The following is a 25,474-nucleotide window of genomic DNA, read 5'->3' as shown; positions in this document are numbered from 1 at the left end:
TCTTACGGGAGGGGTGCGGCGGTCCGGGTGCCGAGCGGGCCCCGGTAGGCGACGACGGGGTGGCCGAGGGCGTCGGTGGTGAGGGCGGCGTCGACCTCGAAGACCTCCGCGAGGCGGTCGGCGGTCAGGACCTCGGCGGGGGTGCCGGAGGCGACCGGGCGCCCGTGGTGCAGGAGCAGCAGCCGGTCGCAGTACCGGGCGGCGAGCGACAGGTCGTGCAGGGCGACCAGGACCGTCCGGCCGGCTCCGGTCAGGAGCTCCATGAGCTCCAGCTGGTGCCGGACGTCGAGGTGGTTGGTGGGCTCGTCGAGCAGCAGTCCGTACGGCTGCTGGGCGAGTGCGCGGGCGATGTGGGCGCGCTGCCGCTCGCCGCCCGACAGGGCCTTCCAGGAGCGGCCGGCGAGCGCGGTGAGCCCGACGCGGTCGAGGGCGGCGGCGACCACCGCGCGGTCGGTGGCGTCCGGGCCGCGCCAGCGGTCCCGGAACGGCGTGCGGCCCAGGCCGACGACGTCGGCGACCCGCAGGTCGCTGTCGGCCGCCGAGTCCTGTTCGACGAAGGCGACGTGACGGGCGATCCGGCGCGCGCTCCAGTCCCGCACGGGCACGCCGTCGTACCGGACCGTGCCGGTGTCGGGGGTCCGCAGACCGGCCAGGCAGCGCAGCAGCGAGGACTTGCCGGAGCCGTTGGGGCCGAGGAGCCCGACGGTCTCGCCCGGCGCGACGTCCACGGTGACGTCGTGGACGACCCGGGTGCCCGCCACCGACCAGCTCAGCGCTTCGGCGGTGATCCTCACAGCTCACCCCGCCTGCGCAGGACGAGGAGGAAGAGCGGCACGCCGAGCAGGGCGGTGATGACGCCGACCGGGACCTCGCGGGGGGCGAAGGCGATCCGGGCGAGCGCGTCGGTCCACACCAGGAACACCGCGCCGGCGAGGGCCGCGTACGGCAGGAGCACCCGGTGCGTGGGGCCGACGAGGAACCGCACCCCGTGGGGGACGATCAGGCCGACGAAGCCGATGGCGCCGACGGTGGCCACGGCCACGGCGGTCAGGACGGCCGTGACGACGAGCAGCAGCAGCCGGGTGTGCCGTACGCCGATGCCGAGGGAGGCGGCGGTGTCCGCGCCGAACGCGAGGCCGTCGAGGGCGTCGGCGCGGAGCCACGCGGCCGCCAGGCCCAGGGGGGTGACGACGGCGCAGACCGCGACGGTGTCCCAGCGGGCGGGCGCCATCGAGCCGAGCAGCCAGTGGGTGACGGCCCGGGTGGTGTCCGCGTCCGCCGAGGCCATCAGGACGAGCGAGGTCAGCGCCGTGAAGAGCTGGCCGACGACGACGCCGGTCAGGACGATGCGGACCGAGTCGAGTCCGGTGCGCCGCAGCAGGAGCAGGAGCAGCCCGAAGGAGAGCAGCGCTCCGGCGAGCGCGCCGCCGGTGGTCCCGAGGGTGCCCGCGCCCACGCCGAGGACGATCACGACGACGGCCCCGGTCGAGGCGCCCGAGGAGACGCCGAGCAGATAGGGGTCGGCGAGCGCGTTGCGGGTGACGGCCTGGAGGACGGTGCCGCAGACGGCGAGGGAGGCGCCGACGAGGGCGGCCATCAGGACGCGCGGCAGCCGCAGGTCCCAGACGAGGGAGTCGATCAGCGGGGGCAACGGCTCGACGTCCAGGCCGAGTCGGGCGCCGAGGGCGCGGCCGGGGCCGGCCCACCCGACGTCGGCGGTGCCGATGCGGACGCCCGCCGCGACCGAGCCGGCGAGGACGGCCGCGGCGAGCAGGAAGAGGAGGAGGACCCGGGCGGGCGGGAGGGACGCGGGAGTCCCGGCCGCCGCCCGTTCCCCGCCCGTGGCCCGTTCCCCGGCCGCCGTCCGTCCGCCGGCCGCCGTCCGTTCCCCGGCCGCCTTCCAGGATCTGGCGGCCGGGAGCAGCAGGTCCGCGGGGGGCGGGGAGACCGTCGGAGGCGCGGGGTCCGGCGGGGCCTTCAGGGTCGTCGGGTCAGCGGGCACGGCCGAGCTTCCTCATGCCGTCCGCGAGGAGACCGAGGGCGTGCACGGAGCGCACCGAGGGGTCCAGTTCGATGCCCGGCACCTCGATGATCCTGCCGTCGCGGACGGCGGGGAGGCGGGAGATCACCGGGTGCCGGGTCATCGTGGCGCGCTTCTCGGCGGCGCCGTCACCGGGGCGGCCGCGCTCGGAGAGGTCGCCGATCACGATGAAGTCCGGGTCGCGCTCGGCGACTTCCTCCCAGGAGACCTCCGGCCAGTCCTCGGCGACGTCGTCGAAGGCGTTCTTCGCGCCGACGATCCGGCTCATCTCGCTGGGCAGACCGCTCCCGCCCGCCACGTACGGCATGCCGTTGAAGACGGAGTAGAGGTAGACCACGGTGGGCCGGTCCTCGGCCCGGGGCGCCTTCGCCCCGGTTCCGGCGGCGCGGGCCACGGCGGCGCGCTGGTCGGCGGCGAGCCGGGCGGCCCGTTCCTCGACGCCGAAGACCCGGCCCAGGGTCTCGTAGTCGGAGAAGAGCAGTTCGAAGGGGGTCCGGCCGGCCGGGTTCCGGTCCGGGCAGTCGACGGCGCTGACGAAGGTGGGCACCTTGAGGGCGTCCAGTTCCTCGCGGGTGCCGGCCCGGTCCCCGGTGTAGAGGTCCGCGGAACCGGCGACGACGAAGTCCGGTGTGGCGGCGCGCAGTTGCTCGCCGGTGGCGATCTTCGGGGCGATGACGGGCACCTGGGCGTAGGCGGCCCCGTACCGCGCGGGGATCTTCGTCTTGAGGTTGGCCGTGCCCGCCATCCGGTCCTGGAGGCCGAGTTCGAGCAGGGTCTCGGTCGAGGTCTGGTCGAGGGCGACGGCCCGGCTCGGAGGCCCGGCGAGGGTGATCGGGCGGCCGCAACTGGTCACGGAGACCGTCCCGGCGGCGGAGGCCCGGCCGGAGGGGGCGGCGCCCTTCCCCGGGCCGTCGACGGCCGCCGAGGAGCAGCCGGCGGTGGCGAGGACGAGGGTGAGGGCGATGCCGAGGCGGGCGGGGTGGCGCATGGGATCTCCGGTCTGGAAGGGCGGGCGTGGTCGTGCACCGGGCAGGAGTGCCGCGTTCGAAGGGTACTGTAATGGAAATCATTTCCATTAACGACCCCCGGGCGGTTCTCCGAGCCGTCCCCCCGTCCCCGAGGAGCCTCCACGCCGTGACCACCACACCCACCCCCGCAGCGGCCAAGTCCCCCGCTCCCCCGCCGCGTTCGGTCCTGCGCGACCTCGCTTTCCTGCGCCTGTGGGCGGGCACCACCGCCTCCGGGCTCGCGACCTGGGCCCTGCCCTTCGTGCTGGGGCTCGCCGTGCTCCACCGCGACCTCGGCGCCGCCGGCCTGGGACTCGTCCTCGCCGCGCGCACCGTCGGCTTCCTCGCCGCCGTCGCCGTCGGGGGCGTCCTCGCGGACCGGCACGCGCGCCGCGCGGTCGTCCTCTGGTCGGCCCTCGCGGCGGCCGCCGCCGCACCCCTCCTCGCCGCCGGACTCGGCCGCTCGCTCGCCCTGATGACCGCTGCCGCCGTGCTCGCGGGCGCCGGACAGGGCGCCTGCCGACCGGCGTTCCAGGCGCTCACCGCCGAGACCGTGGATCCCGGGCGGCGCCAGGAGGCCAACGCGGCCATGACCCTGGCGGTGCGGAGCTCCACCCTCGCCGGGCCCGCCCTGACCGCGCTGCTCGCGGCCGTCCTCGACGTCCGGACGCTGCTGCTCGGCATCGGCCTGCTGTGGCTGGTGGCCGCGCTCGTCCCGGGCGGGGGGCCGGCCGCGGCGCCGGTCGCCGAACCCGGCCGGCGCGCGGGGTTCCGCGCCGAGTTCGCGGAGGGCATACGGGAGGCGCGCCGGCACCCCTGGTTCCCGGCCGGACTCGCCGCCCTCGTCGCGGTCGTCGCCCTCGGCTACTCCGCGACCAGCGTCGCGCTGCCCCTGATCAGCCGGGACCGCTACGGCACGACGTGGGTCCTGGCGGCGGCCATGACGGCGTACACCCTGGGCGCGCTCGGCGGGGCGCTGGTCATCGCCCGGTGGCGGCCGCGCTCCCAGGGCTGGGCGGCCTTCGCCGGCCTGGCCGCGTACGGCTTCGCGCCGCTGAGCCTGATGCTGCCCGTGCACCCGGTCGTGGTCGTCGCCGCGTACGCCGTCGCCGGGATCGGCATCGAGCTGTTCAACGTGCCCTGGTTCACGGCCACCCAGCGGGAGGTGGCCCCGGACAAGCTGGCCCGCGTCTCCTCGCTGGACTTCCTCGTCTCCTACGGCCTCGCGCCGGTCGGACTCGCCCTGATCGCCCCGGCCGTGGGGGCGTTCGGCGTCGCTCCCGTGCTCGCCGTGTGCGCCGCGGCCTGCTTCCTCGTACCGGCCGGCGCGGCGCTGGTGCCCACCGCCCGCCACTTCTCCCGCACGGCTCCGAAGCCGACGGACTGAGCACCCCCGTCGGCGCACGCACCGCGCGACCGGGAGGGGCGGTCGTCCCTCCCGGTCGCGCCCGCCCGTCAGCCGTTCTCGCCGGCCGCCGCCACGGCGTCCTCCGCCGCGGCCCCCTCCGGCCCGGCCTCCGCCGACCCGCTCTCCGCCGTCCCGGTCTCCGGCTCCCAGCGCAGCAGGTCGCCCGGCTGGCAGTCGAGGACCTCGCAGAGGGCGCCGAGGGTGGTGAAGCGCACCGCCTTGGCGCGCCCGTTCTTGAGCACGGCGAGGTTGGCCGGAGTGATGCCCACGCGCTCCGCGAGCTCGCCCGCGGACATCTTGCGCCGGGCCAGCATCACGTCGACGTCCACGACGATCGGCATCAGATCACCTCGGCGAGCTCGGCCCGCATCCGCTTCGCCTCGGCCTCGCGCTCGACGGCCTGGGCGAGCAGCATCCGCAGCACGAGCACGATCAGGGCCACGCCCAGGACCGCCAGGCTCGCCCCGCAGATCAGGAGCACGACGCCCGGGGCGGCGGCCTCGCCGGGCGCCAGGAGGACGGCGAACGCGAACACCAGGGCGGCGCCCGCCGCGAAGGCGCCGGTGACGACGTCCACGTACCGGAAGGCCCCGTGCGAGAACACCGTGCCGCGCCGCACCATCGTCACCAGGCGCCACACGCAGACCAGCACGGTCTGCGCCGTGAGCGCGCCCAGGACCAGGAGCACGAGCACCGGCGTGCGGAGGTGGGCGTACTCCGGCCCGAGCCCCTCCAGGTCGGCGGCCAGGAGCGGCACCATCACCGCCTCCACGAAGACCGAACCCGCGAGCAGCCCCGCCAGGACGGCCCGCAGGGCGAGCACCGTCAACTTCCCCATGACATCCCCTTCGATCGAAAACCGATAACAAGCTATCGATATTCGATAGGTGCGGCAAGGGGGCGGAGGTCAGGGCTCGCGGCGGACGAGCAGGAGGGCGACGTCGTCGGTGCGGTGCGCGGGACTCTTGACGCGCCGGATCAGGGCGTCCGCGAGGGCGTCCAGGTCCCCCGGCCGGGACCGCCCGAGGCGGCCGGACAGCTCCGCGGTGGCCGTGCCGATGTCGACGCCGGGCTCCTCGACGAGCCCGTCGGTGTAGAGGGCGAGGACGGAACCGGGCTCCCAGGCCACCTCCGTGGTGGCGTACTCGACGTCCGGGGCGATCCCGAGGAGGAGGCCCGGCGGCGCCTCCAGGAGGCGGGTCCGGCCGTCGGGCGCGCGCAGGAGCGGCGGCGGATGGCCCGCCGTGGCGAGCCGGAGGCGGTGCCGGGCCAGGTCGAGTTCGACGATCAGGCAGCTGGTGAAGCGGTCCGGTTCCAGGTCGTTCAGGAGCCTGTTCGTCCGGGCGAGGACGTCACCGGGGGACGCCCCGGCCGTCGCGTGCGCGTGGACGGCGGTGCGCACCTGCCCCATGAGGGCGGCGGCGTTCGGGTCGTGGCCCTGGACGTCGCCGATGACGGCGATGACGGTGTCGGGCGCGGCGCGGACGAGGTCGTAGAAGTCGCCGCCGACGTCCATGCCATGACCCGCCGGCAGATAGCGGGCGGCGACCTCGACCCCCGGCAGCGGGACCAGGCGGTGCGGGAGCAGGCTGGTCTGGAGGCTGCGCGCGAGGGAGTGCTTGGCGTCGTAGAGACGGGCCCGGGCGAGGGCCTGGGCGATGAGGCCCGCCAGGGAGGTGAGCAGGGCCCGCTCGGCCGCCGGGAAGGGGCGCGGCAGGGCGTACGAGAGGATCAGGGAGCCCACCGGACGGCCGGAGGCGATCAGCGGCAGGAACGCCCAGGCCGAGCGGTCCCGGTAGCGCGGGGCGCGGGGGTGGGCGCGGTACAGGTCCTCGGGGCTGGTGAAGAAGACGGGGACGCCGGTGGCGAGGACCTGGGCGTCGGCGACCTCCGCCGTCACGGGCGTGCCGTCGTACCGGTCCACGAACTCCTGGCTGTAGCCGCGGTGGCCGATGATGCGCAGCCGCCCCTCGTCCGCGCTCATCAGGACGAGGCCCTGAGGGCCGAAGGCGGGCACGATCTGGTCGGCGACGAGCTCGACGACGTCGTGGACGCCGACCGCCTCCGCCAGGGTCGCCGCCATGTGCATGAGGTGGTACACGGCCCCGGCACCCACCGGCTCGGCGTACCGGGGAGGCGGGGCCGGACTCCTGGAGGTCGCGGAGGTCGCGGACGTCCCCGGGATCATGGATGCCCCCGGGGCGCCGGACGGGGCGGAGACGCCGGACGTCCCGGAGACCCCGGGCGGGGCGTGGGCGCCGGGCGGGGCCGCCGCGCCCGCCCCGGGTTCCCTTCCGGTCCCCTCCCCCTCCCCCTCCCCCTCGCCGGTCGCGGCGGGCCCCGCCACCCGGGTGATGTGGACGCTGACGCCGGTCGCGTCCGGGTACAGCTCGAACAGCAGCCACGTCGCGGGCCGCCGCATGACGGTGAACGACACCGGTCGGCGGGTGATCACCGCCGCGCGGTAGCAGTCCTCGAACACGGGGTCGTTCAGCCAGAGCAGCACCTCCCACGGGCGTCTGCCGAGCAGCGCCGCCGCGCCCGCCTGGACCAGCTCCGCGGCGGCGGTGTTGAGGAAGGTGAGGCGTCCGTCGAGGTCCAGGGCGCAGCAGCCGACCGGCAGCCGTTCGGCGAAGTGGAGGGCGGACCGGGCCAGGACGGGGTCGGCCTCCGGAGGGCGGGCCGGATGCACGACGCGCGGTTCGGAGGGGTAGGACGCCGGTTCCCGTTCGGCCGCCCGGCGCAGCAGCCGGGCCGCCCGGCGGCCGCAGCCGTCGAGCGCCGCGCGCTCGCGGTCGTCGAGGTGGGGCGGGTGCCAGACAGGCCACAGCAGGACGATTCCGCCCCGCACGGCGGTGTCGTCGGCGATCGGGGCGGCGACGAGGAGGAAGTCGTACGGCAGCACGATGCCCAGGCGCGGATAGCGGCGGGCGATCTCCTCCTGGCCCCCCAGCCACACGAGTTCGCGGTCGCGCATGGCGTCGACCACCGGGATCGGCGCGTCGTCCGGAATGCGGACCCAGGGGGCCGCGATCTCCCGGGAGACGCCCGAGACCAGCGCCAGGCGCAGCATGTCCTCCCCCGGCACCCGGAGGTACACGAGGCCGACCGAGGCTCCGGTGTCGCGCATGACGTCGACGAGGACGGCGTCCAACCGTCCCGCGCCGAAGACGTCCTCGGCGTCCGCGCCCGCGGGCTCTCCCATATCCGGACCCTACGACGGGCCCGTCCGGGGCGCTCGACGGGACCGGCCCGCCGGTGGACCGCGCGGGGCGAGCCCCATGGAAGCTCAACTTAGGTTAGGCTCAGCTAAGTCCCGATCGAAGGGTGAGGGGGTGCGGGCACATCCACTTTTCGGGTTCCCCCCGAAGGTCGCGAACGATTCCACGGACGACGACGCGGATGACGAGACGGGCGGCGACACGGTCGGGGACCGCGGACGGCGATCGGCCCGCGCGACGAGCCCCGCCCACGGGGGCCGGGGACGCACGGGGCCGGGCTCCGGCGCGCGGTCCCCGGCCCGCGGGCGCCGCGCGACGTTCGCCGGGACGCACGGCCGGGGGCCCGTACCGGCAACCCCGCGCCCCCACCCTGGAACGGCGTCGTGCCGCCCCCTCCCCGGGGCGGCGTCCCCCACACGCACGGAGAGAGACGGAAGAACATGACCGTAAGGGTCGCGGTGGCCGGTGCGAGCGGCTACGCGGGCGGGGAGATCCTCCGCCTGCTGTCGGCGCATCCCGGTGTGGAGATCGGCGCGGTGACCGCGCACAGCAGCGCGGGCCGCACGCTCGGCTCCGTCCAGCCGCAGCTGGCGGAACTCGCGGACCGGGTCCTCGACGAGACCTCGGCGGCCGCCCTGCGCGGTCACGACGTGGTCTTCCTGGCCCTGCCGCACGGGCAGTCCGCCGCGTACGCGCGGGAGGTGGACCCCGGCACGCTGATCGTGGACTGCGGGGCGGACTTCCGCCTGCGCGACCCGGCGGCCTGGAAACGCTTCTACGGCTCCGAGCACGCCGGGACCTGGCCGTACGGCCTCCCGGAACTTCCCGGCGCCCGCGACGAGTTGAAGGGCGCCACCCGGATCGCCGTGCCCGGCTGCTATCCCACGGCGGTCACGCTCGCGCTGTTCCCCGCGCACGCGGCCCGGCTCGTGGAGCCGGAGGTCGTGGTCGTCGCGGCCAGCGGCACGTCGGGCGCCGGGCGGGCCCTGAGACCGCACCTCCTCGGCGCCGAGGTGATGGGCTCCATGACCCCGTACGGGGTCGGCGGCGGCCACCGGCACACCCCCGAACTCGTCCAGAACCTCTCCCTGGTGGCCGGCGAGCACGTCACCGTCTCCTTCACCCCGACGCTCGCCCCCATGCCCCGGGGCATCCTCGCCACCTGCTCGGCACGGCTCCGCCCCGAAGCGCTCTCGGCGGGCCCCGAAGCGGTGCGGGAGGCGTACGAATCCGCTTACGCCGACGAGCCGTTCGTCCGGCTGCTGCCGCCCGGGCAGTGGCCCACGACCGCCGCCGTCCTCGGGTCCAACACGGTCCAGACGCAGATCGCCGTGGACCCGGACGCCGGCCGGCTGATCTGCGTGAGCGCCATCGACAACCTGACGAAGGGCACCGCGGGTGGCGCGGTGCAGAGCATGAACGTCGCCCTCGGCCTGCCGGAACGGCTGGGCCTGCCCACGAATGGAGTCACTCCGTGAGTGTGACCGCTGCACAGGGATTCCTCGCCTGCGGCATCGCCGCCGGCATCAAGGAGTCCGGTGACCGCGATCTGGCCCTGGTGGTGAACCGGGGGCCGTCGCGCGCCGCCGCCGGCGTCTTCACCTCCAACCGCGTCCAGGCCGCGCCCGTACGCTGGTCCCGGCGCGCCCTGGCCGACGGCCGGATATCGGCCGTCGTCCTCAACTCCGGCGGCGCCAACGCCTGTACGGGACAGGCCGGCGCCGTCGACGCGCGTCTGACGGCCGAGCGGACGGCGGACGCGGTGGGCGTGGACCCGCACGAGGTCGCGGTGTGCTCCACCGGCCTGATCGGCGTGCGGCTGCCGATGGACCGGGTCACCGCGGGCATCGCCGCCGCCGGGCCTCTGCTGTCGCCGGACGGCGGCGAGGACGCGGCCGTCGCGATCAGGACGACGGCTGGACGGTCGGCGGCATGGCCAAGGGCGCCGGCATGCTCGCCCCCGGCCTCGCCACCATGCTCGTCGTCCTCACCACCGACGCCGACGTGGACGCGGACGCCCTCGACACGGCGCTCCGCGCGGCGGTGCGCACCACCTTCGACCGGGTGGACTCCGACGGCTGCATGTCCACCAACGACACCGTCCTGCTGCTCGCCTCGGGCGCCTCCGGGACCGTTCCCTCCCCGGAGGCCTTCGCCGAGGCCGTGCACGCGGTCTGCCTGGACCTGGCCGGACAGCTGGTGGCGGACGCCGAGGGCGCCTCGAAGGAGATCGAGGTGAACGTCGTCGGCGCGGCCTCCGAGGAGGACGCCGTCGAGGTGGGCCGGTCCATCGCCCGCAACAACCTCCTCAAGTGCGCCCTGCACGGCGAGGACCCCAACTGGGGCCGGGTGCTCTCCGCGATCGGCACCACGGCGGCCGTCTTCGACCCGGACCGGCTCGACGTGGCCGTCAACGGCGTCTGGGTGTGCCGGGACGGCGCGGCGGGCGAGTCCCGGGACGAGGTCGACCTGTCGGACCGGCGGATCACCATCACCGCCGACCTGCGCTCCGGGGACGCGTCGGCGGTCCTCTGGACCAACGACCTGACGGCCGAGTACGTCCACGAGAACAGCGCGTACAGCTCATGAGCGGGCCCGGGACGACACGGACGGGAACGCTTCCCCACGCGCGGCCGGACCAGGCATCCGCCGGAAAGGCCACCACGGCCGCCACGGCAGCCGGCACGGTCACCACGGCCGCCACGGCCGCCACGGCAGCCGACACGGTCACCGCCGCCGCCGACCTGCCCTGGGCCGAGGAGCTCCGGGGCCGGACGGTGGTCGTCAAGTTCGGCGGCAACGCCATGGTGGACCCCGCGCTCCACCGGACCTTCGCGCAGGACGTCGTGGAGCTGTGGCACGCGGGCCTGCGGCCGGTCGTCGTGCACGGCGGCGGACCGCAGATCAGCGCCATGCTCGACCGCCTCGACCTGGAGGTCCGCTTCGAGGCGGGCCTGCGGGTGACCACTCCCGAGACCATGGACGTGGTCCGCATGGTGCTGACCGGCCAGGTGCAGCGGGAGCTGGTCGGCGCCCTCAACGCCCACGGCCCCTTCGCCGTGGGCCTGTCGGGCGAGGACGCGCACACCATGACCGCCGTGCGGCGCCCCGCGTGGGTGGACGGCGAACCCGTGGACATCGGCCTCGTCGGCGAGGTCGTGGCCGTGGAGACCGCCGCCGTGCGCGCCCTCCTGGAGGCGGGCCGCATCCCCGTCGTCTCGCCCGTCGCCCGGGGCGAGGACGGGGAGGTCTACAACGTCAACGCCGACCTGGCGGCTTCCGCGCTCGCCGTGGCCCTCGGCGCGGACCGGCTCGTGGTCCTGACCGACGTCGAGGGCCTCTACGCGGACTGGCCCCGCAGCACCGAGATCATCGGCCGGCTGACGGCCGGCGAACTGGACGCGCTGCTCCCGGACCTGGCGAGCGGCATGCTCCCGAAGATGGAGGGCTGCCTGCGGGCGGTCCGCGCGGGCGTCCGCGCGGCCCGGGTCGTCGACGGCCGGGTGCCGCACGCGCTCCTCGGCGGCGTCTTCGCCGCCGACGGGCCGGGCACCACCGTGGTCCCGGACCCCGAGCGGGAGACCGCCCCCGCCCCCGTACCCGCTTCCCCGTCCGAGGAGGACGACGCGTGACCGCCGCCGACAGCACGAGGACCCTCACGGACCGCTGGCGCGCGGTCATGATGGACACGTACGGCACTCCCCCGCTGGCCCTGGTCCGGGGCGAGGGCAGCACCGTCGAGGACGAGTCGGGCCGTACGTACACCGACTTCACCGGCGGGATCGCGGTCAACACCCTGGGCCACGGCCACCCGGCCGTCGTCGAGGCCGTCCGGGAGCAGGTCTCCCGGCTCGGCCACGTGTCGAACCTGTTCGTCGCCGAGCCGCCCGTCGCCCTGGCCGAGGAGCTGCTCCGGCTCTTCGGCCGGCGGGGCGGGGTCTTCTTCGCGAACTCGGGCGCGGAGGCGCTCGAAGCGGCCTTCAAGATCGCCCGCCGGACGGGCCGCCCGCACGTGGTCGCCGCCGAGGGCGGCTTCCACGGGCGCACCATGGGGGCCCTGGCGCTCACCGGCCAGCCTGCGAAGCGCGAGCCCTTCCTGCCGCTGCCCGGGGAGGTCACCCACGTCCCGTTCGGGGACGTCGAGGCGCTGCGCGCGGCCGTCACCGAGGAGACCGCGGCGGTCTTCCTCGAACCGGTCCAGGGCGAGGCCGGGGTCGTCCCCGCGCCCGACGGATATCTGCGGGCCGCGCGGGAGATCACCCGGGCGACCGGCACGCTGCTCGTCCTGGACGAGGTGCAGACCGGCATCGGCCGGACCGGCCACTGGTTCGCCCACCAGGCGGACCGGGACGTGGACCCCGACGTGGTCACCCTCGCCAAGGGCCTGGGCGGCGGGCTCCCGATCGGTGCCGCGGTGGCCTTCGGCCCGGCGGCCGGACTCCTCGGGCCCGGTCAGCACGGCTCCACGTTCGGCGGCAACCCGGTCGCGTGCGCGGCCGGGCTCGCCGTCCTGCGGACCGTCGAGGCCGAGGGGCTGCTCGCCCGGACCGTGCGGTCGGGCGAGCGGCTGCGCCGGGGTATCGAGGAGTTGAAGCACCCCGGCGTCGCCGGGGTGCGGGGCACCGGCCTCCTCCTGGGCGTGGTGCTCACCGAGCCGCGGGCCGCCCCGGTCCAGCGGGCGGCCCAGGACGCCGGCTTCCTGGTCAACGCGGCGGGCCCGGCCACCGTACGGCTCGCTCCCGCGCTGACGGTGACGGAGGAGCAGATCGACGGGCTCGTGGAGGCGCTGCCGGGAATCCTCGACGCCTGAGCGTGCCGAAGGGCGGGTCCGGAGCCGTACAGGCGCTCCGGCCCCGCCCTTCGGCATGCCGTGGCGTCGTCCCCCGCCCCGGGCTGGGGCGTGTGTCGAAAGTCCCGTCTGCCCGGACGCCCCGCCCCGGGGAGACGGGCCGTCCCTCGGCCGAGCGGTACGGGCAGCCCGCCGCCGTGATCACGGAGCGGGCCGCTCGCCGCCACGGCGCTGCTCAGCGGGCATGACTGTTGGGCGGTAAACACCTGAGCGCGGGAAAGCCCGGCCGCCTCCCGAAGCCTCCTTCGGCCATGGCGCGTCTCCCCCTCTTGCGCGAGCCCCGGTCACCCTTCGCGACGGTCGGGCGAGGAGGCCGTCGCATGACGGAATTCCCCTTCCCCACCTGCTGTTTCTCGTCACGCGGACCACGTCGCCGCACTGCCGCGCCCCCTCGCGGCCACATCCGCCGGGAACCGTCACAGCCTTCCCGAAAGGAACCTTCCGGCCGATTTCCGAGCGGAATCGATCAACAAGTGTGTCTGGAAAGACACTTGGTGACACCTCTCACAAGCCGGAGTGCCCGTGTTTACCACCGTAGGCGGGAGGTAGACGGCCCTTCGCAGCGCCGACCGGTCATTACGGGATCAGGTCGATCATTTTCCTGAATGGGGAGAACATGCCGAACGGGATACTCCGGGTGGCCGGTCACGTGCCGTCCCGGGTGGTGGACAACCGCAGGATCAGCGACTGGGCGGGGACCGACGAGGACTGGATCGAGGAGCGCACCGGCATCCGCGAACGCCGCTACGCGGACGGGGAGACGGCGACGTCCGACCTCGCCGCGATCGCGGCGTCCCGGTTACTGGGGGCACCCTACGAACCCCACGACATCGACGCCCTGATCGTCGCGACCACGACCCCCGACCAGCCGCAGCCGGCCACCGCCGTCTTCGTCCAGGAACGGCTCGGCCTCGGCGCCGTGCCCGCCTTCGACCTGAACGCCGTCTGCTCCGGCTTCCTCTACGCCCTGGACGTGGCGGACTCGCTGCTGTGCGCCCACGCCGACTGGCGCAACGTCCTGGTGATCGGGGCCGACACCTACTCGACGATCATGGACCGGACGGACCGCAGGACCGTCAGCCTCTTCGGCGACGGCGCGGGGGCCGTACTGGTGGGACGCGTTCCCGACGGCTACGGCATCCATGCCAGCTCCCTGCTCGCGGACGGGACGACCACCGACCACGTACGGGTCGAGGGCGGCGGCTCGCGGCGGCCGGCCGCCACCCTCCGGGACCCCGGAGCCCACCACTTCCGCATGAACGGACGGGCCGTCAAGGACTGGGCCGTCCAGCACGTGCCCAAGGCCGTGCACCAGGCGCTGGACGAGTCCGGCGTGGGCCTCGGCGACATCGACCGCGCCGTCTTCCACCAGGGCAACCTGCGGCTGGTGGAGACCCTCGCCGACACCCTGGGCATCGACTCCCGCAAGGTCGCGGTCACCGCCGACCGCTACGGCAACACCGCCGCCGCCTCCATCCCGCTCACCCTCAGCGAGAGCCACCGCGCCGCGCCCCTGCACCGGGGCGAGCGCGTCCTGATGGCCTCCGTCGGCGGCGGCATGACGGCCGCCGCGTCCGTCATGACCTGGTACTGAGCACCGTCCGGCCGCACCGCCGCACGCCGGCCCGCGTCGGCCCCCACGTCCACCCCGTACACAGTCAGGAGACACCCATGCTTCCCACCGTCAGCCACGGTGCCGGCGTCCACGTCTACGACACCGAAGGCCGGGAGTACCTCGACGGCTGCTCCGGAGCGATCAACACCAACCTCGGCCACGGACTCCCCGAGATCACCTCCCGCATGCACCGGCAGATCGACGCCATCAGCTTCGCCTACCGGACCCAGTTCACCTCCGAGCCGCTGGAACGGCTCTCCGCGCTGCTGACGGAGCTCGCCCCGGGCACCCTCGGCAACCCGGTGTACTGCAACTCCGGCTCCGAGGCCGTCGAGGCCGCCCTGCGCCTGGTGACCCTGTTCCACTCCCGCGCCCACCGGCCCTTCAAGTGCACCGTGCTGACCGAGGAGCCCAGCTACCACGGGATGACCGCCGGCGCGCTCGGCGCCTCCGGGCACCCGGCGCGCAAGCACGGCCTCACCCCCCTCCTCGCGAACCAGGCCACCGTCGCCAAGGCGCGCCCCCGGCAGGGCGACATGCGCGCGGACGTCGAGCAGTGGGAGCGGGCGATCGAGGAGGTGGGGCCGCAGAACCTGGCCGCGGTGATCGTCGAGCCCGTCGGCGGCGCGTCCTCCGGAGCCGTACCGTGCGACCCGGCCGTCCTCAGGAGGCTGCGGGAACTCGCCGACCAGCACGGCTTCCTGCTGGTCGCCGACGAGGTCATGACCGGCCTCGGCAGGACCGGCACGTGGTTCGGCTGCGACCACGCCGGGATCGTCCCCGACGTGATGGTGCTCGGAAAGGGCGTGACGGCCGGATACGCGCCGCTGTCCGCCGTCCTGGTCCGCGACGAGGTCGCCGCCACCTTCGAACAGCCGCTGGGATCGGTGGTGTTCGGACACACGATGGCCGGCGCGCCGCTCGCCGCCGCCGCGGGCCTGGCGACCGTGGAGTACCTGAAGGAGCACGACGTCCCCGCCCTCGCCGCCCGGTCCGGCCGTCACCTGCGCACCCTCCTGGAGGCCCTCGTCGACCGGCACGCCGTGGTGCGCGACGTCCGCGGCCGCGGCCTGCAGCTCGCCCTCGGTCTGCACTCCACCCCCGGCCGGTCCCCCGGGACCGCCCACGACCTGGTCCTGACGGCACGCGAACACGGCCTGCTGCTGTACCCCGCCGGGGTGAACGCCCTGACGGAGTCCGTGATGGTGGCACCGCCGCTGAACAGCACGGAGGCCGAGCTGGAGGAGCTGGCGGTCCGTCTGGACCACAGCCTGACCGCCCTCACCCCGGCCCCCGCCGTCCAGGCCGACGAACTCGTCGCCGCCCGCTGACCCGCCCCCTCGCACCGAAAGGCAGACCATGCTCCAGCACTTCACCGACCCGGCCCTGCGCACGCGCTACGCGGACCTCGCCGCCGCCACCGTCGCCAAGCGCGCCGACGACTGCAGGACCGAGCGCGTCCTGGACCGGGAGTCCTGGCAGGAGGTGAGCGACGCCGGCATATGGCGGCTGGCCGTGGACCGGGAGTGGGGCGGCGACGGCGGCACCTGGTGGGACTTCACGGCGGCCTTCGAGGGCGTCGCGGCGGGCGGCCGCGACCTGGGCTTCTCCCTGTCCATGGTGGCGCAGGCGGGCCTCATCCGTTCCCTGCTCACCTACGGCAGCGACGACCAGAAGGGCTACTGGCTGCCCCGGCTGCTCTCCGGGGAGGTCGGGGCCACCGCGCTGACGGAGACCACCGGCGGTTCCGACGTGACCCGGATCAGGACGGCCGCCGTCCGCGACGGCGAGGTCTACCGCCTGAACGGGCACAAGGACCACATCACCAATGGCCCCGTCGCCGACGTGGCCCTGGTCCTGGGCCGCGTGCCCGAGCAGGGCGCCCGGGACATCACCCTCTTCATGGTCGACCTCCACGACGAGGGCGTCAGCCAGGGCCCCGTCGAGCGGATGATCGGCAACCACACCAGCCCGACCGGGCCCATCGGCTTCGACAACGTGCGGGTCGACGCCCGGAACCTCGTCGGCGAGATCGGCGGGGGCATCGAGGCGATCTACAACACCATCGCCCTCGACCGGCTGCTGTACGGGGTCCTCGCCGCGGCCTACCTCGACCCCCACCTGGACGAGGTGCTCGCGTACGCGCGCCGCCGCCAGGCCTTCAAGCAGCCGATCGCGGACCACCAGTACGTGCAGGGCCGGATCACCGACGCCAAGTTCGCCATCGAGGCGACCCGGTACGTCTCCTACGGCGCGCTGGACGCCCTGCTCAGCGGCGACCCGCAGGCGTCCCTGCTGTGCTCCACCGCCAAGTACCACGCGGGCGAGACGCTCCGGCTCGGCACCGAGACCGCCCTGCGCGTCTACGGCCACCTCGGCTACATGGACGGCCCCGCCGCGCACGCCCTCCAGGACGCCCTGGGCACCCTCATCGCCGGCGGCACCGCGGAGATGCAGCGCAAGAACGTCTTCAACCAGATGCGGGCCCTCGCCCCGGCCTCCTGACCCCCGCGCCACCCGACCGAAAGGCAGTCATGTCCGACACCACCACGTCACCGCGTCCCGTGCTCGACTCCCTCGTCGGCTCCTCGGCCACCCGCCACCACGTGGTCGGGCCCCGCGACTCCGCCACCGCGTGGGAGAACGACGTGGACGTCCTGGCGACCCCCGTGCTGCTGTGGCTCGGCGAGGTCACCGCCATGGACGTCCTGCGGGACGAGATCGCCGCGCCCTGGATGACCCTGGGCCTGAACCACGACTCCGCGCACGTGGCGCCGACGCCCGTCGGCGAGGAGATCACCGTCACCGCCACGCTGACCGAGGTCGACGGCAAGATCCTCACCTTCGCCGTGGAGGCGCGGGACAGCCGCGCCGTCATCCTCCGCGGCGTGCACGGACGGGCCGTCGTCAACCGCGACTCGTTCGAGAAGAAGCTCGCCGAACGCGCCTGACCCCACCGTCCCGAGGGGCCGCGCCGGACGCGGCCCACCACCCGAGGGGGCCGCGCCCGGCGCGGCCCCCTCGCGCGCCGGAACGCGCGCCAGAACTCGTGCGAAAGGACCTCCCGTGCCCCAACTCGTTCTCGGCAACGTCACGAGCGAGTACATGTTCGCCAGCCCGCTCACCTCGTTCGGGCCCAAGGAAACCCACAAGCAGCACGCCGTCTCCACCCGTACGGCCTGGCTGCTCGAGGACGGCGACGCGATGCTCGCGCACCGGCGGCCGACGCCCGACTTCCGGGACTACCTCGTCTCGTCGCTCGGCCTCGACCCCGCCGCCCTGACCTTCTTCACCCCCGACGGGCCGGACGAGGGCACGTTCCTCGACGCGCGCACCGCCCTGGCCGAACCGCTGGTGGAGCGGCTGCGGGAGACCGTGCGTCCGGACTGGACGCTGACGCCCTACCTGTACGACCGGACCGTCGCCGACCTCGCGGGCCGGCTCGGTCTGCGCGGGACGGACCCCGCGTTCTTCGCCCAGGGCGGCAGCGACTTCTTCAACAGCAAGTCCTTCTTCCGGGCCTGGGCGACCGGCACGGGCGTCCCGGTCGCCCGGGGAGAGGTCTGCCGCAGCCGGGGGGCCACCGCACGGACCGTGCGCGACCTGCTGCACCACACCGGCAGCGTGATAGTGAAACAGGACTTCAGCGCCAGCGGATACGGCAACGTCCTGTTCACCGTCGACGCCGAGGTCCCCTCCATCGGGGCCTCCGCGAAGCACGTCGTCGGCCCGCTCTCCGGGCTCCGCGAGATCGAGGCGGCGCTCGCCGCCTCCTTCCCGGTCGTGGAGGAGGTCCGCGACTTCCCCACGGGCCTGCGCCCGAGCGAGGCCGTCGTCGAGGTCTACCACCCCCACAGCCGGACCCTCTACAGCGAGCTGTTCCTCCCCGACCCGCCCGGAGAGCCCGTCCTCCTGGACCACGGCGACATGCGCATGGAGCCGGTCTGGAACGGCTTCGCCATCCCCCCGGTGGCCCTGGACCCGGCGGCGGAACGGCAGATGCTGGAATCGTCGCTGGCCATGGCGCGGACGATCCGGCAACTCGGCTACCGCGGGTATCTGAACTGCGACTCCATCGTCACTCCCGAGGGCGAGGTCCTGTTCAGCGAGGTGAACGCGCGCGTGGGCGGCTGCACCCACGTGCACGCGGCGGCCCGGCGGCTCCTCGGCGACGACTACCTGGACGGCTACACCCTGCTCACCCGCAACGACCTGCCGGTCCGGGACTTCGCCAAGCTCGCCCTGGCCGTCGAGCGCGACCCCCGGCTGACTCCGGACGGGGAGAGCGGCGCCGTGGTGCTCGTCGACGACAGCCCCTACACGCACACGGTGGAGTACCTGGTCTACGACCGCGGTCCCGAGGCGGCCGAGGAGACGGAGCGCCTGCTGCGGCACGTCGCCTCGACCCTCTGACCGGCCGTCCCCGCACCACGGGGTGAGGACGCCGGCCGGGCCGGTGTCCTCACCCCGCCCCGGCGGCGGTCGTCCGCCGCTTCTGCGTCTCGCGCATCCGCCTGACCTTGGCGATGCTGCCGCAGGCCCGGCCGCTCTCGCCCGCGTACATGCTGCACCAGGTCCGCGTGTTGTTCCGCGACTGGTCGTAGAAGACCCACCGGCAGTCCGGGCAGGCCCTGAGCCTGCGCCAGCGCTCGGCGAGCACCAGCCGGGCCGCCTGGCGCAGGACGGTGTCGACGGGGGCGGCCGGCCCCTCCAGCCGCAGTTCGCCCTCGCCGATGCGCACCGTCTGCGGTCGCCGGGCGAGCCACTCGTCCAGGCGCCGCGTGCCGCGCTCGCTCACGTCGTCCCGCAGGTCGTCACGGAGCCGGAGCAGGTCCGTCAGTTCGTCGGTGCGCGGACGCGGCAGGTGCGGCAGCTCCCGCGCCCAGTCGTCCGGGGACGCGGCGAGGTCCGGGAGGTTCTCCGTCTCCCGCCGCGTGTCGTTGGGGATCACCCAGGTGTTGAGGAAGGACCTCATGTCCTCCACCTGCGGTCCGGCCACCGTCGTTCCCGTCCGATTTCCCATGCGTAAATCATAGCCGGTAAACAAGGTTTGACACCCGGGCGAACGGTTACCGGTAAAAACTATGAGTGGTAACACAGCGCCGGTCGCGCGACCCGCCCCGACCTACCGTGACGTGCTGTGCCGCGAGGGCGGCACCGCCTGGTACGTCGCCATGGGACTGATCCGAACACCTGTCGCCATGGCTCCGCTGGCCCTGGTCTTCCTCGGCCACAGCACGGGATCGTTCTCCGCGGGCGGCGTCCTCGCCGCCTCGCACGCACTCGGCGAGGCCGTCGGGGCCCCCTTCATGGGACGCGGCTTCGACCGGCGCCCCTTCCTGGGGCAGCTCCGCTTCGCCCTGTTCGCCGAAGCGCTCGTCTTCGCCGCCATCGCGCTCCTGGCGGGCCACACCTCCATGATCCTCCTGGTGGCCATGGCCTTCGCCGCCGGAGCGGTGGCCGCGGGCGTCCCCGGCGGCATGCGCGCGCAGTTGTCCGGAACCACGCCGGAGCACCTCCGGCACACCGCGCTCGGGCTGGAGAGCGCGCTGAACCAGGCCGTCTGGGCCGCCGGCCCGGTGCTGGCCTCGCTGGTGTCCACCCAGGCGTCGCCGCGGATCGCGCTCCTCGTCATGGCCGTGGTCTCGGCGGCCCCCCTGGCCTTCGCCGGACGCATCCGGCACGCCGGTCCCGACGCGCGGGAGGACGCCCCCGAGCCCGCGGGAACGCTGAGCGTCGTCAGGATGGCCTGGCCCACCGTCCTGCTCGCCGCGGCCATCATGTTCCTGGTCGGCGCCATGGACGTGGCCCTGCCGGCCCGCCTGGAGTCGACGAACCAGCAGCTGGCGCTGACCGGTGTCATCACGGGGGCGTTCGCCGTGGCGAGCATCGCCGCCGGACTGGTCTACGGGCGGCGCACCTGGCCGGGCTCCCCCGGGACGCAGACCCTCTTCCTGCTGCCGGCCATGACCGCGGCGCTGACGCTGTGCGCCGTCACCGGCCGGCTCTGGGCGTTCTTCGCCGCGTTCCTGCTCGGCGGCCTCTTCTACAGCCCGCTCATGATCATCCGGAACCTGGCCCTGCAGAACCGCCTCCCGCAGAACGTGTGGGCCACGGGCTTCTCCCTCCTGTACGCCGCGGGCGGCCTCGGCTACGGAGCGGCCGCCCTGCTGACGGCCGGCCTCGTCAAGGCCACCACCCCGGTCGTCACCATCGCCGTCTGTACGGCGCTGACCACCGTGATCGGCCTGGTGGCGGGCATCGGAGAGCGTCGGGGAGCCGCACGGGGCGGCACCGCGAAGGAGGACCGCGCGCGGGACGACGCGGCGGTCCGGTAGGAGGGGCGCGGTACGAGGAGCGCGACACCCCTGGGGCCTGTCCGGCGGATCACGGCCGGACAGGCCCCAGGGCGTGTGTCGAAAGTCCCGTCTGCCCGGCGGCGCCCGGCACGCACGCCCTAGCCGCACCGTCTGCCGGGGTAGTCGTCGTACTCGGGGGCCCCCGCCCGGCGCATCCGGCGCACGACCTCCGGGAGGTCGGCGTCGGGCACGTCGGCCGGAATGTTGAACTCCCGGTCGAAGACGAGCACTTCGGCGCCACCGACGTGCCATACGACCCAGCGGGGAGACCGCGCGGGGGGCTGCCACAGGGCCGAGAGCCGGTCCAGGGGGTCGGGGGGCGTGCTCACAGCTTCCTCCCCTCCGTCGCCTCGCGGCCGTCCACGAAGGTCGCCACGACCTCGATGTCCCCGATGCGGGAGGTGTCGACGGCGTACGGGTCGTCGCCGAGCACGACGAGGTCGGCGCGCTTGCCCGGGGTCAGGCTGCCCGCGCTGTCGTCCCACCGGCAGGCGTAGGCGCCGGCGACCGTGTAGGCGCGCAGGGCCTCGTCGACGGTGACCGCCTCGTCCGGGCCGATCGGGCGGCCGGAGAGGGAGGCGCGCTCGACCATGAACTGGACGGCCCGCAGCGGCGATCCGTCGGCGACGGGCCGGTCGGAGCTGCCGACGAGGGGGACGCCGTGGTCGAGGAAGCCGCGTCCCCGGTACATCCAGGGCGCCCGGCGCGGGCCCATGACCGTGGCGTAGTCGTCGCCGAAGCACCGCAGGAAGTTGGGCTGGACGACGGCGCTGAGGCCGAGCCGGGCGAAGCGCGGGAGCTGGTCGGGCCGGATGAGGCCGGCGTGTTCGACGCGGTGGCGGGCGTCGGGGCGGGGGCGCAGTTCCTGGGCCCGTTCCAGGGCGTCCAGGGCGAGGTCGGCGGCGCGGTCCCCGATGGCGTGGACGGCGAGCTGCCAGCCGGCGAGGTGCCCGTCCACGATGAGGGAGGTGAGGTGTTCGGGGTCGGCCTGGAGCCGGCCGGTGCCGTCCGTGCCCTCGTACGGCTCGGTGAGCGCGGCCGTGCGGGCCATCATCCCGCCGTCGGTGTAGATCTTGAGCGCGCCGACGGACAGCCAGTCGTCGCCGAAGCCGGTGCGCAGGCCGAGGTCGAGGCCGCGGGGGATGCCGTCCCGTTCGTGGGCGCCGAGCGGCTTGAGGGTGTCGGCGCCCGGCATGAGCTGGACGCGCAGGGGCAGTCGGCCCCGGTCGCGCAGGAGCTGGTAGGCGCCGAGTTCGGCGGGGCTGTGGCCGAGGAGTCCGCCGCCGATGCCGGCCTCGGCGCAGGCGGTGACGCCCTCGGCGAGGCAGACGCGGCCGGCCTGCTCGATGGCGTCGGCGAGTTCCTCCTGGGCGTACGGGAGGCGGAGCCGGCGCACGGCGCCCATCGCGCTCTCCACCAGGAGGCCGTCGTCGTGGGGGACGTCGGCGGGGAGGAGGTCGAGGACGGCGCTGTTGACGACGCAGGCGTGGCCGGAGGTGTGCATGAGGAAGATCCGGTGGCCCGCGGCGACCCGGTCGAGGTCGGCGGCGGTCAGGTGGCGGCCGAGGGCGCGCTGGTCGTAGTCCCCGACGTGGACCCACGCGCCGGGCGCGTTCCTGCGGGCGACCGCGTCCGCGACGACGGCGAGGGCGTCCTCGATCCGCTCGACGCCGGTGAGGCTCGGCGAGTTCGCCTTCAGGCCCGTCCACGCCAGGTGCACGTGGCTGTCGATGAAGCCGGGCAGCACGGTGGCGCCCTGGAGGTCGACGACCTCGCGCGCGGGCAGACCGCTCACGGCTTCGTCCAGACCGACGATCCGGCCGTGCCAGATGCCCAGGTCGTGGGCGACCGGGTGGTCGGGGTCCATGGTGAGGACGCGCGCGTTGGTGATTCTGGTGCACAGCATCATGGGCGGGTCCGTCCCTAGGGGGTCGTGGCGAGTGCCGTGTCGCCGGTGCCCTCCGCGTCGTGGCGCCGGGGTGCGGCGGGCACCATGAGCGGGGTGCCGGTCTCGGGGTCGTCGATGATCCGGCAGGGCAGGCCGAAGACGTCCTCGACCAGTTCGGCGGTCATGACGGCGGCCGGGTCGCCCTGGGCGGCGATGACGCCGCCGGGGCGCATCACGATGAGGTGGGTGGCGTAGCGGCAGGCCTGGTTGAGGTCGTGCAGGACGGCCACGACGGTGTGTCCCTTGCGGGCGTGGAGCTCGGCGCACAGGTCGAGGACCTCGACCTGGTGGGCGATGTCGAGGAAGGTGGTGGGCTCGTCGAGGAGCAGGACGGAGGTCTGCTGCGCCAGGACCATGGAGAGCCAGACGCGCTGGCGCTGGCCGCCGCTGAGGTCGTCGACGGGCCGGTCGGCGAGGTCGAGGACGCCGGTCTGGCGCATGGCCTCGGTGACGGCCGTCTCGTCCTCGGCGGACCACTGCTTCAGGAGCCGCTGGTGCGGGTAGCGGCCGCGGGCGACGAGGTCGCCGACGGTGATGCCGCCGGGGGCGCTGGAGGACTGCGGGAGCAGGCCGAGGCGGCGGGCGACCTCGCGCGAGCGGTACGAGGAGATGGCCGCGCCGTCGAGGTAGACCTGTCCGGCCCTGGGCGTGAGCATCCGCGCGAGGGCCGAGAGGAGGGTGGACTTGCCGCAGGCGTTGGGGCCGATGATGACCGTGAAGGAGTGGTCGGGGATGTCGACGCTGAGGGAGGTGGCCACCGTCCGGCGGTCGTAGGAGAGCGTGAGGTCCTCGGCGCGCAGCCGGGGTCCGGGGGTGTTCTTCGCGGTCATGCGCGGCTCTTTCGCGACTCGGTGATCAGCAGCCAGATGAGGTAGGTCCCGCCGAGGGCGCCGGTCGCCGTGCCGACGGGGAGGAGGGCGGGCGCGAAGGCCCGCTGGACGACGAGGTCGCTCAGGGTGAGCAGGACGGCGCCCATGAGGGCGGAGGACAGCAGCGCGGGCGCGGGGGATCCGGTGAGCCGGCGCACCACCTGGGGGGCGGCCAGGGCGATGAACCAGATGGGTCCGGTCACGGCGGTGGCGAAGGCGGCGAGGGCGACGCCGATGACGAGGAGGACCGTGCGGGTGCGCCGGACGTCGACGCCGAGCGCGGTGGCGGTGAGGTCGCCCATCTCGACCATGGCGAGGCGGCGGGAGAGGAGGAGGGCCGGGGGCAGCAGGGCGGCGAGGGCGAGGCCGACGGCGTTGGCGTGGGTCCAGGTCCGGTTGCCGAGGCTGCCGATCAGCCACGCCTGGGCCTCCAGGGCCTCCTGGAAGGTGGCCCGGGTGATCAGGTACGAGTTGACGGCGAGGAGCAGGGCGCTGACGCCGACGCCGATGACGACGAGGCGGAAGCCCTGGAGTCCGCGGCCGATCATGAGGAGGTGGACGGCGAGGGCGGTGGCGAGGCCGCCGGCCAGGGCGCCGAGGGCGATCTGGGTCATGCTGCCGTGCAGGACGACGATGACGACGAGGGCGCCCACGGCGGAGCCGTTGGTGAAGCCGATGATGTCGGGGCTGCCGAGGGAGTTGCGGGTGAGGCTCTGCAGGATCGCCCCGCTCACGGCGAGGGCCGCGCCGACGAACACCGCGGTCAGGACGCGGGGCATGCGGAGGGTGTTGACGACGAAGTCGGCGGCCCCGGAGTCGTTGCCGGTGAGGGCGCGGAGGACCTCCCCGACGGTGAGCGGGAAGTCCCCGGTGGTGAGGGTGGTGCCGACGACGAGCACCAGGGCGGCGAGGAGCAGGGCGGTGACGGCGGCGGTGCGGCCCCGGACGCGCAGGGAGACGCCGCGGCCGACGCGGACGACCCGGCCGCTGACGACCCGGGGGCCGACGGCGCCGGGCGCCGGGGCCTTCGCCTCTCGTACGGGGACGCTCACAGCATGACCAGCTTCCGTCGGCGGCAGAGCGCGATGAACAGGGGGGCGCCGATGAAGGCGGTGACGATGCCGACCTGCACCTCGCCGGGGGCGCCGAGGACGCGGCCGAGGACGTCCGACCCGATGAGCAGGACGGGGGCGAGGAGCATCGAGTACGTGAGGACCCAGCGCTGGTCGGGGCCGACGACGAAGCGGGCGATGTGCGGCACCGCCAGGCCCACGAAGCCGATCGGTCCGGCGGCGGCGGTGGCGGCCCCGCACAGCAGCATCACGGCGAGGGCGGCGAGGAGCCGGGTGCGGCCGACGTTCACGCCGAGGGCGCGCCCCACCTGGTCGCCCATGGCGAGGGCGTTGAGGGAGGGGGCGAGGAGGAGCGCGACGACCAGGCCGGTGGCGACGAACGGCAGGACCAGGAGGACGATGTCGTGGTAGCGGCCCGCGAGGGAGCCCACCGTCCAGAAGCGGAACTGGTCGAAGGCCTCCGGGTTGAAGAGCAGCACGCCCCAGTTGAAGGCGTACAGGACGGCGGTGACGGCCGCTCCGGCGACGACGAGCCGGTCGGGGGTGGCGAGCTTGCGGCCGGAGGAGCCCAGGAGGTAGACGCCGACCGAGGCGACGGCGGCCCCGGCGAGGGCGAACCAGACGTAGCCGAGGGGCGAGGCCACGCCCAGGAAGGCGATGGCCACGACGACGCCGGCGGAGGCGCCCAGGTTCACGCCGAGCAGTCCGGGGTCGGCGAGCGGATTGCGCGTCAGGGCCTGCATCAGCGCGCCGGACAGGCCGAGGGCCACTCCGACGAGGAGGCCGAGGAGGGTGCGGGGCACGCGGTAGTCGTGGACGATGACCGAGGCCTCGGACCCGTCGGGGTGCCACAGCAGTTCCCAGGTGGAGGCGAAGGGGATCCCCCGGGTGCCCACCCAGACGCTGAGCAGCGAGACGAGGAGCAGCGCTCCGAGCGTCACGAGGATCCCCACGCCGCGCAGGGCCAGGGTGGCCGGGCGCACGGGGGGCGCGGCGGGCCCGCCGGGGCCGCCGGTCTTCCCTCCGGACGCCGTCTGGATCTCGACGGACAACGGCCACTCCCCCTGACGGCGGTTCGCGCCCC

Annotated in this window: 22 protein-coding genes and 1 pseudogene; 11 read left to right on the top strand and 12 right to left on the bottom strand. The window is 74.6% G+C overall.

Going from position 1 to position 25,474, the window contains the following annotated elements; all coding sequences use genetic code 11:
* Positions 1-2: 2 nt before the first annotated feature.
* From ADL08_RS14940 to ADL08_RS14930, 3 genes are read right to left on the bottom strand one after another with little or no spacing between them, the layout of a single operon-like run.
* A complete protein-coding gene (locus ADL08_RS14940) occupies positions 3-794 on the bottom strand; it encodes an ABC transporter ATP-binding protein (protein WP_053643001.1) in 792 nt (263 codons plus the stop codon).
* Entirely contained in the window at positions 791-2,002 is a 1,212-nt protein-coding gene (locus ADL08_RS14935; protein WP_078968339.1) for a FecCD family ABC transporter permease, read from the bottom strand. Before ADL08_RS14935 ends, ADL08_RS14940 begins: the two co-directional genes overlap by 4 nt.
* Positions 1,992-3,029 carry an ABC transporter substrate-binding protein gene (locus tag ADL08_RS14930; RefSeq protein WP_053642999.1) on the bottom strand — a complete coding sequence of 346 codons (1,038 nt, stop codon included), beginning with the start codon at positions 3,027-3,029 and terminating at the stop codon, positions 1,992-1,994. Before ADL08_RS14930 ends, ADL08_RS14935 begins: the two co-directional genes overlap by 11 nt.
* Positions 3,030-3,175: 146 nt before the next feature.
* On the opposite strand from ADL08_RS14930, the gene ADL08_RS14925 reads away from it, so the two are divergent.
* Entirely contained in the window at positions 3,176-4,435 is a 1,260-nt protein-coding gene (locus ADL08_RS14925) for an MFS transporter (protein WP_053642997.1), read from the top strand.
* A gap of 68 nt (positions 4,436-4,503) precedes the next feature.
* Here the strand turns inward: ADL08_RS14925 and ADL08_RS14920 are convergent, their stop codons facing one another.
* The 3 genes from ADL08_RS14920 to ADL08_RS38185 all read right to left on the bottom strand — a co-directional run bounded on the left by ADL08_RS14920 (position 4,504) and on the right by ADL08_RS38185 (position 7,661).
* Positions 4,504-4,797, bottom strand: a complete 294-nt coding sequence (locus tag ADL08_RS14920; RefSeq protein WP_053642995.1) for a helix-turn-helix domain-containing protein — start codon at positions 4,795-4,797, stop codon at positions 4,504-4,506.
* On the bottom strand, positions 4,797-5,294 hold the full coding sequence (locus ADL08_RS14915; RefSeq protein WP_053642992.1) for a DUF2975 domain-containing protein: 498 nt from the start codon (positions 5,292-5,294) through the stop codon (positions 4,797-4,799). Before ADL08_RS14915 ends, ADL08_RS14920 begins: the two co-directional genes overlap by 1 nt.
* A gap of 69 nt (positions 5,295-5,363) precedes the next feature.
* The gene (locus ADL08_RS38185) at positions 5,364-7,661 is read right to left on the bottom strand and encodes a SpoIIE family protein phosphatase (protein ID WP_053642990.1); all 2,298 of its coding nucleotides are present in this window, start codon (positions 7,659-7,661) and stop codon (positions 5,364-5,366) included.
* 456 nt (positions 7,662-8,117) lie between these two features.
* Here ADL08_RS38185 and argC point away from each other — a divergent pair, with 456 nt between their 5' ends.
* The 9 genes and pseudogenes from argC to ADL08_RS14865 all read left to right on the top strand — a co-directional run bounded on the left by argC (position 8,118) and on the right by ADL08_RS14865 (position 18,554).
* A complete protein-coding gene (gene argC, locus ADL08_RS14905) occupies positions 8,118-9,155 on the top strand; it encodes an N-acetyl-gamma-glutamyl-phosphate reductase (protein WP_053642988.1) in 1,038 nt (345 codons plus the stop codon).
* Positions 9,152-10,266, top strand: a pseudogene (gene argJ / locus ADL08_RS14900) (bifunctional glutamate N-acetyltransferase/amino-acid acetyltransferase ArgJ). The gene argC and the pseudogene argJ overlap by 4 nt, the downstream one beginning before the upstream one ends.
* Positions 10,267-10,481: 215 nt before the next feature.
* Positions 10,482-11,309, top strand: a complete 828-nt coding sequence (argB, locus tag ADL08_RS14895; RefSeq protein WP_234352145.1) for an acetylglutamate kinase — start codon at positions 10,482-10,484, stop codon at positions 11,307-11,309.
* A 47-nt stretch (positions 11,310-11,356) separates the two neighbouring features.
* Positions 11,357-12,487 (top strand): acetylornithine transaminase, encoded by a 1,131-nt coding sequence (locus ADL08_RS14890; protein WP_234352144.1) that lies wholly within the window; start codon positions 11,357-11,359, stop codon positions 12,485-12,487.
* Positions 12,488-13,142: 655 nt separating this feature from the next.
* The gene (locus tag ADL08_RS14885) at positions 13,143-14,120 is read left to right on the top strand and encodes a 3-oxoacyl-ACP synthase III family protein (protein ID WP_053642984.1); all 978 of its coding nucleotides are present in this window, start codon (positions 13,143-13,145) and stop codon (positions 14,118-14,120) included.
* A 77-nt stretch (positions 14,121-14,197) separates the two neighbouring features.
* Positions 14,198-15,472 carry an aminotransferase class III-fold pyridoxal phosphate-dependent enzyme gene (locus ADL08_RS14880; RefSeq protein ID WP_053642982.1) on the top strand — a complete coding sequence of 425 codons (1,275 nt, stop codon included), beginning with the start codon at positions 14,198-14,200 and terminating at the stop codon, positions 15,470-15,472.
* A 28-nt stretch (positions 15,473-15,500) separates the two neighbouring features.
* The gene (locus ADL08_RS14875) at positions 15,501-16,646 is read left to right on the top strand and encodes an acyl-CoA dehydrogenase family protein (RefSeq protein WP_053642978.1); all 1,146 of its coding nucleotides are present in this window, start codon (positions 15,501-15,503) and stop codon (positions 16,644-16,646) included.
* Between the two features lie 29 nt (positions 16,647-16,675).
* Positions 16,676-17,092, top strand: coding sequence for a thioesterase family protein (locus ADL08_RS14870; RefSeq protein WP_053642976.1), 417 nt, complete (start codon positions 16,676-16,678; stop codon positions 17,090-17,092).
* 115 nt (positions 17,093-17,207) lie between these two features.
* On the top strand, positions 17,208-18,554 hold the full coding sequence (locus tag ADL08_RS14865; protein WP_053642973.1) for a hypothetical protein: 1,347 nt from the start codon (positions 17,208-17,210) through the stop codon (positions 18,552-18,554).
* 49 nt (positions 18,555-18,603) lie between these two features.
* Here ADL08_RS14865 and ADL08_RS14860 read toward each other — a convergent pair whose 3' ends face one another.
* The gene (locus ADL08_RS14860) at positions 18,604-19,164 is read right to left on the bottom strand and encodes a CGNR zinc finger domain-containing protein (RefSeq protein ID WP_063885289.1); all 561 of its coding nucleotides are present in this window, start codon (positions 19,162-19,164) and stop codon (positions 18,604-18,606) included.
* Between the two features lie 61 nt (positions 19,165-19,225).
* Between ADL08_RS14860 and ADL08_RS14855 the strand changes: the two genes are divergently transcribed.
* Positions 19,226-20,479, top strand: coding sequence for an MFS transporter (locus tag ADL08_RS14855; protein ID WP_078968147.1), 1,254 nt, complete (start codon positions 19,226-19,228; stop codon positions 20,477-20,479).
* A 119-nt stretch (positions 20,480-20,598) separates the two neighbouring features.
* On the opposite strand, the gene ADL08_RS14850 is transcribed toward ADL08_RS14855, so the two are convergent.
* The 5 genes from ADL08_RS14850 to ADL08_RS14830 are packed head-to-tail and all read right to left on the bottom strand — an operon-like array spanning position 20,599 to position 25,442.
* Positions 20,599-20,829, bottom strand: a complete 231-nt coding sequence (locus ADL08_RS14850; protein WP_053642967.1) for a hypothetical protein — start codon at positions 20,827-20,829, stop codon at positions 20,599-20,601.
* On the bottom strand, positions 20,826-22,406 hold the full coding sequence (locus ADL08_RS14845) for an amidohydrolase (protein ID WP_053643056.1): 1,581 nt from the start codon (positions 22,404-22,406) through the stop codon (positions 20,826-20,828). Before ADL08_RS14845 ends, ADL08_RS14850 begins: the two co-directional genes overlap by 4 nt.
* A 17-nt stretch (positions 22,407-22,423) precedes the next feature.
* Positions 22,424-23,278 (bottom strand): ABC transporter ATP-binding protein, encoded by an 855-nt coding sequence (locus tag ADL08_RS14840; RefSeq protein ID WP_053642964.1) that lies wholly within the window; start codon positions 23,276-23,278, stop codon positions 22,424-22,426.
* On the bottom strand, positions 23,275-24,369 hold the full coding sequence (locus ADL08_RS14835; protein WP_053642962.1) for a FecCD family ABC transporter permease: 1,095 nt from the start codon (positions 24,367-24,369) through the stop codon (positions 23,275-23,277). The genes ADL08_RS14840 and ADL08_RS14835 overlap by 4 nt, the downstream gene beginning before the upstream one ends.
* Positions 24,366-25,442, bottom strand: coding sequence for a FecCD family ABC transporter permease (locus tag ADL08_RS14830; RefSeq protein ID WP_420709598.1), 1,077 nt, complete (start codon positions 25,440-25,442; stop codon positions 24,366-24,368). Before ADL08_RS14830 ends, ADL08_RS14835 begins: the two co-directional genes overlap by 4 nt.
* Between the last annotated feature and the right edge of the window lie 32 nt (positions 25,443-25,474).

The organism is Streptomyces sp. NRRL F-6492 (genome assembly GCF_001280125.1).
GTDB lineage: Bacteria > Actinomycetota > Actinomycetes > Streptomycetales > Streptomycetaceae > Streptomyces.
This window is presented reverse-complemented; position numbering and strand designations above follow the sequence as displayed.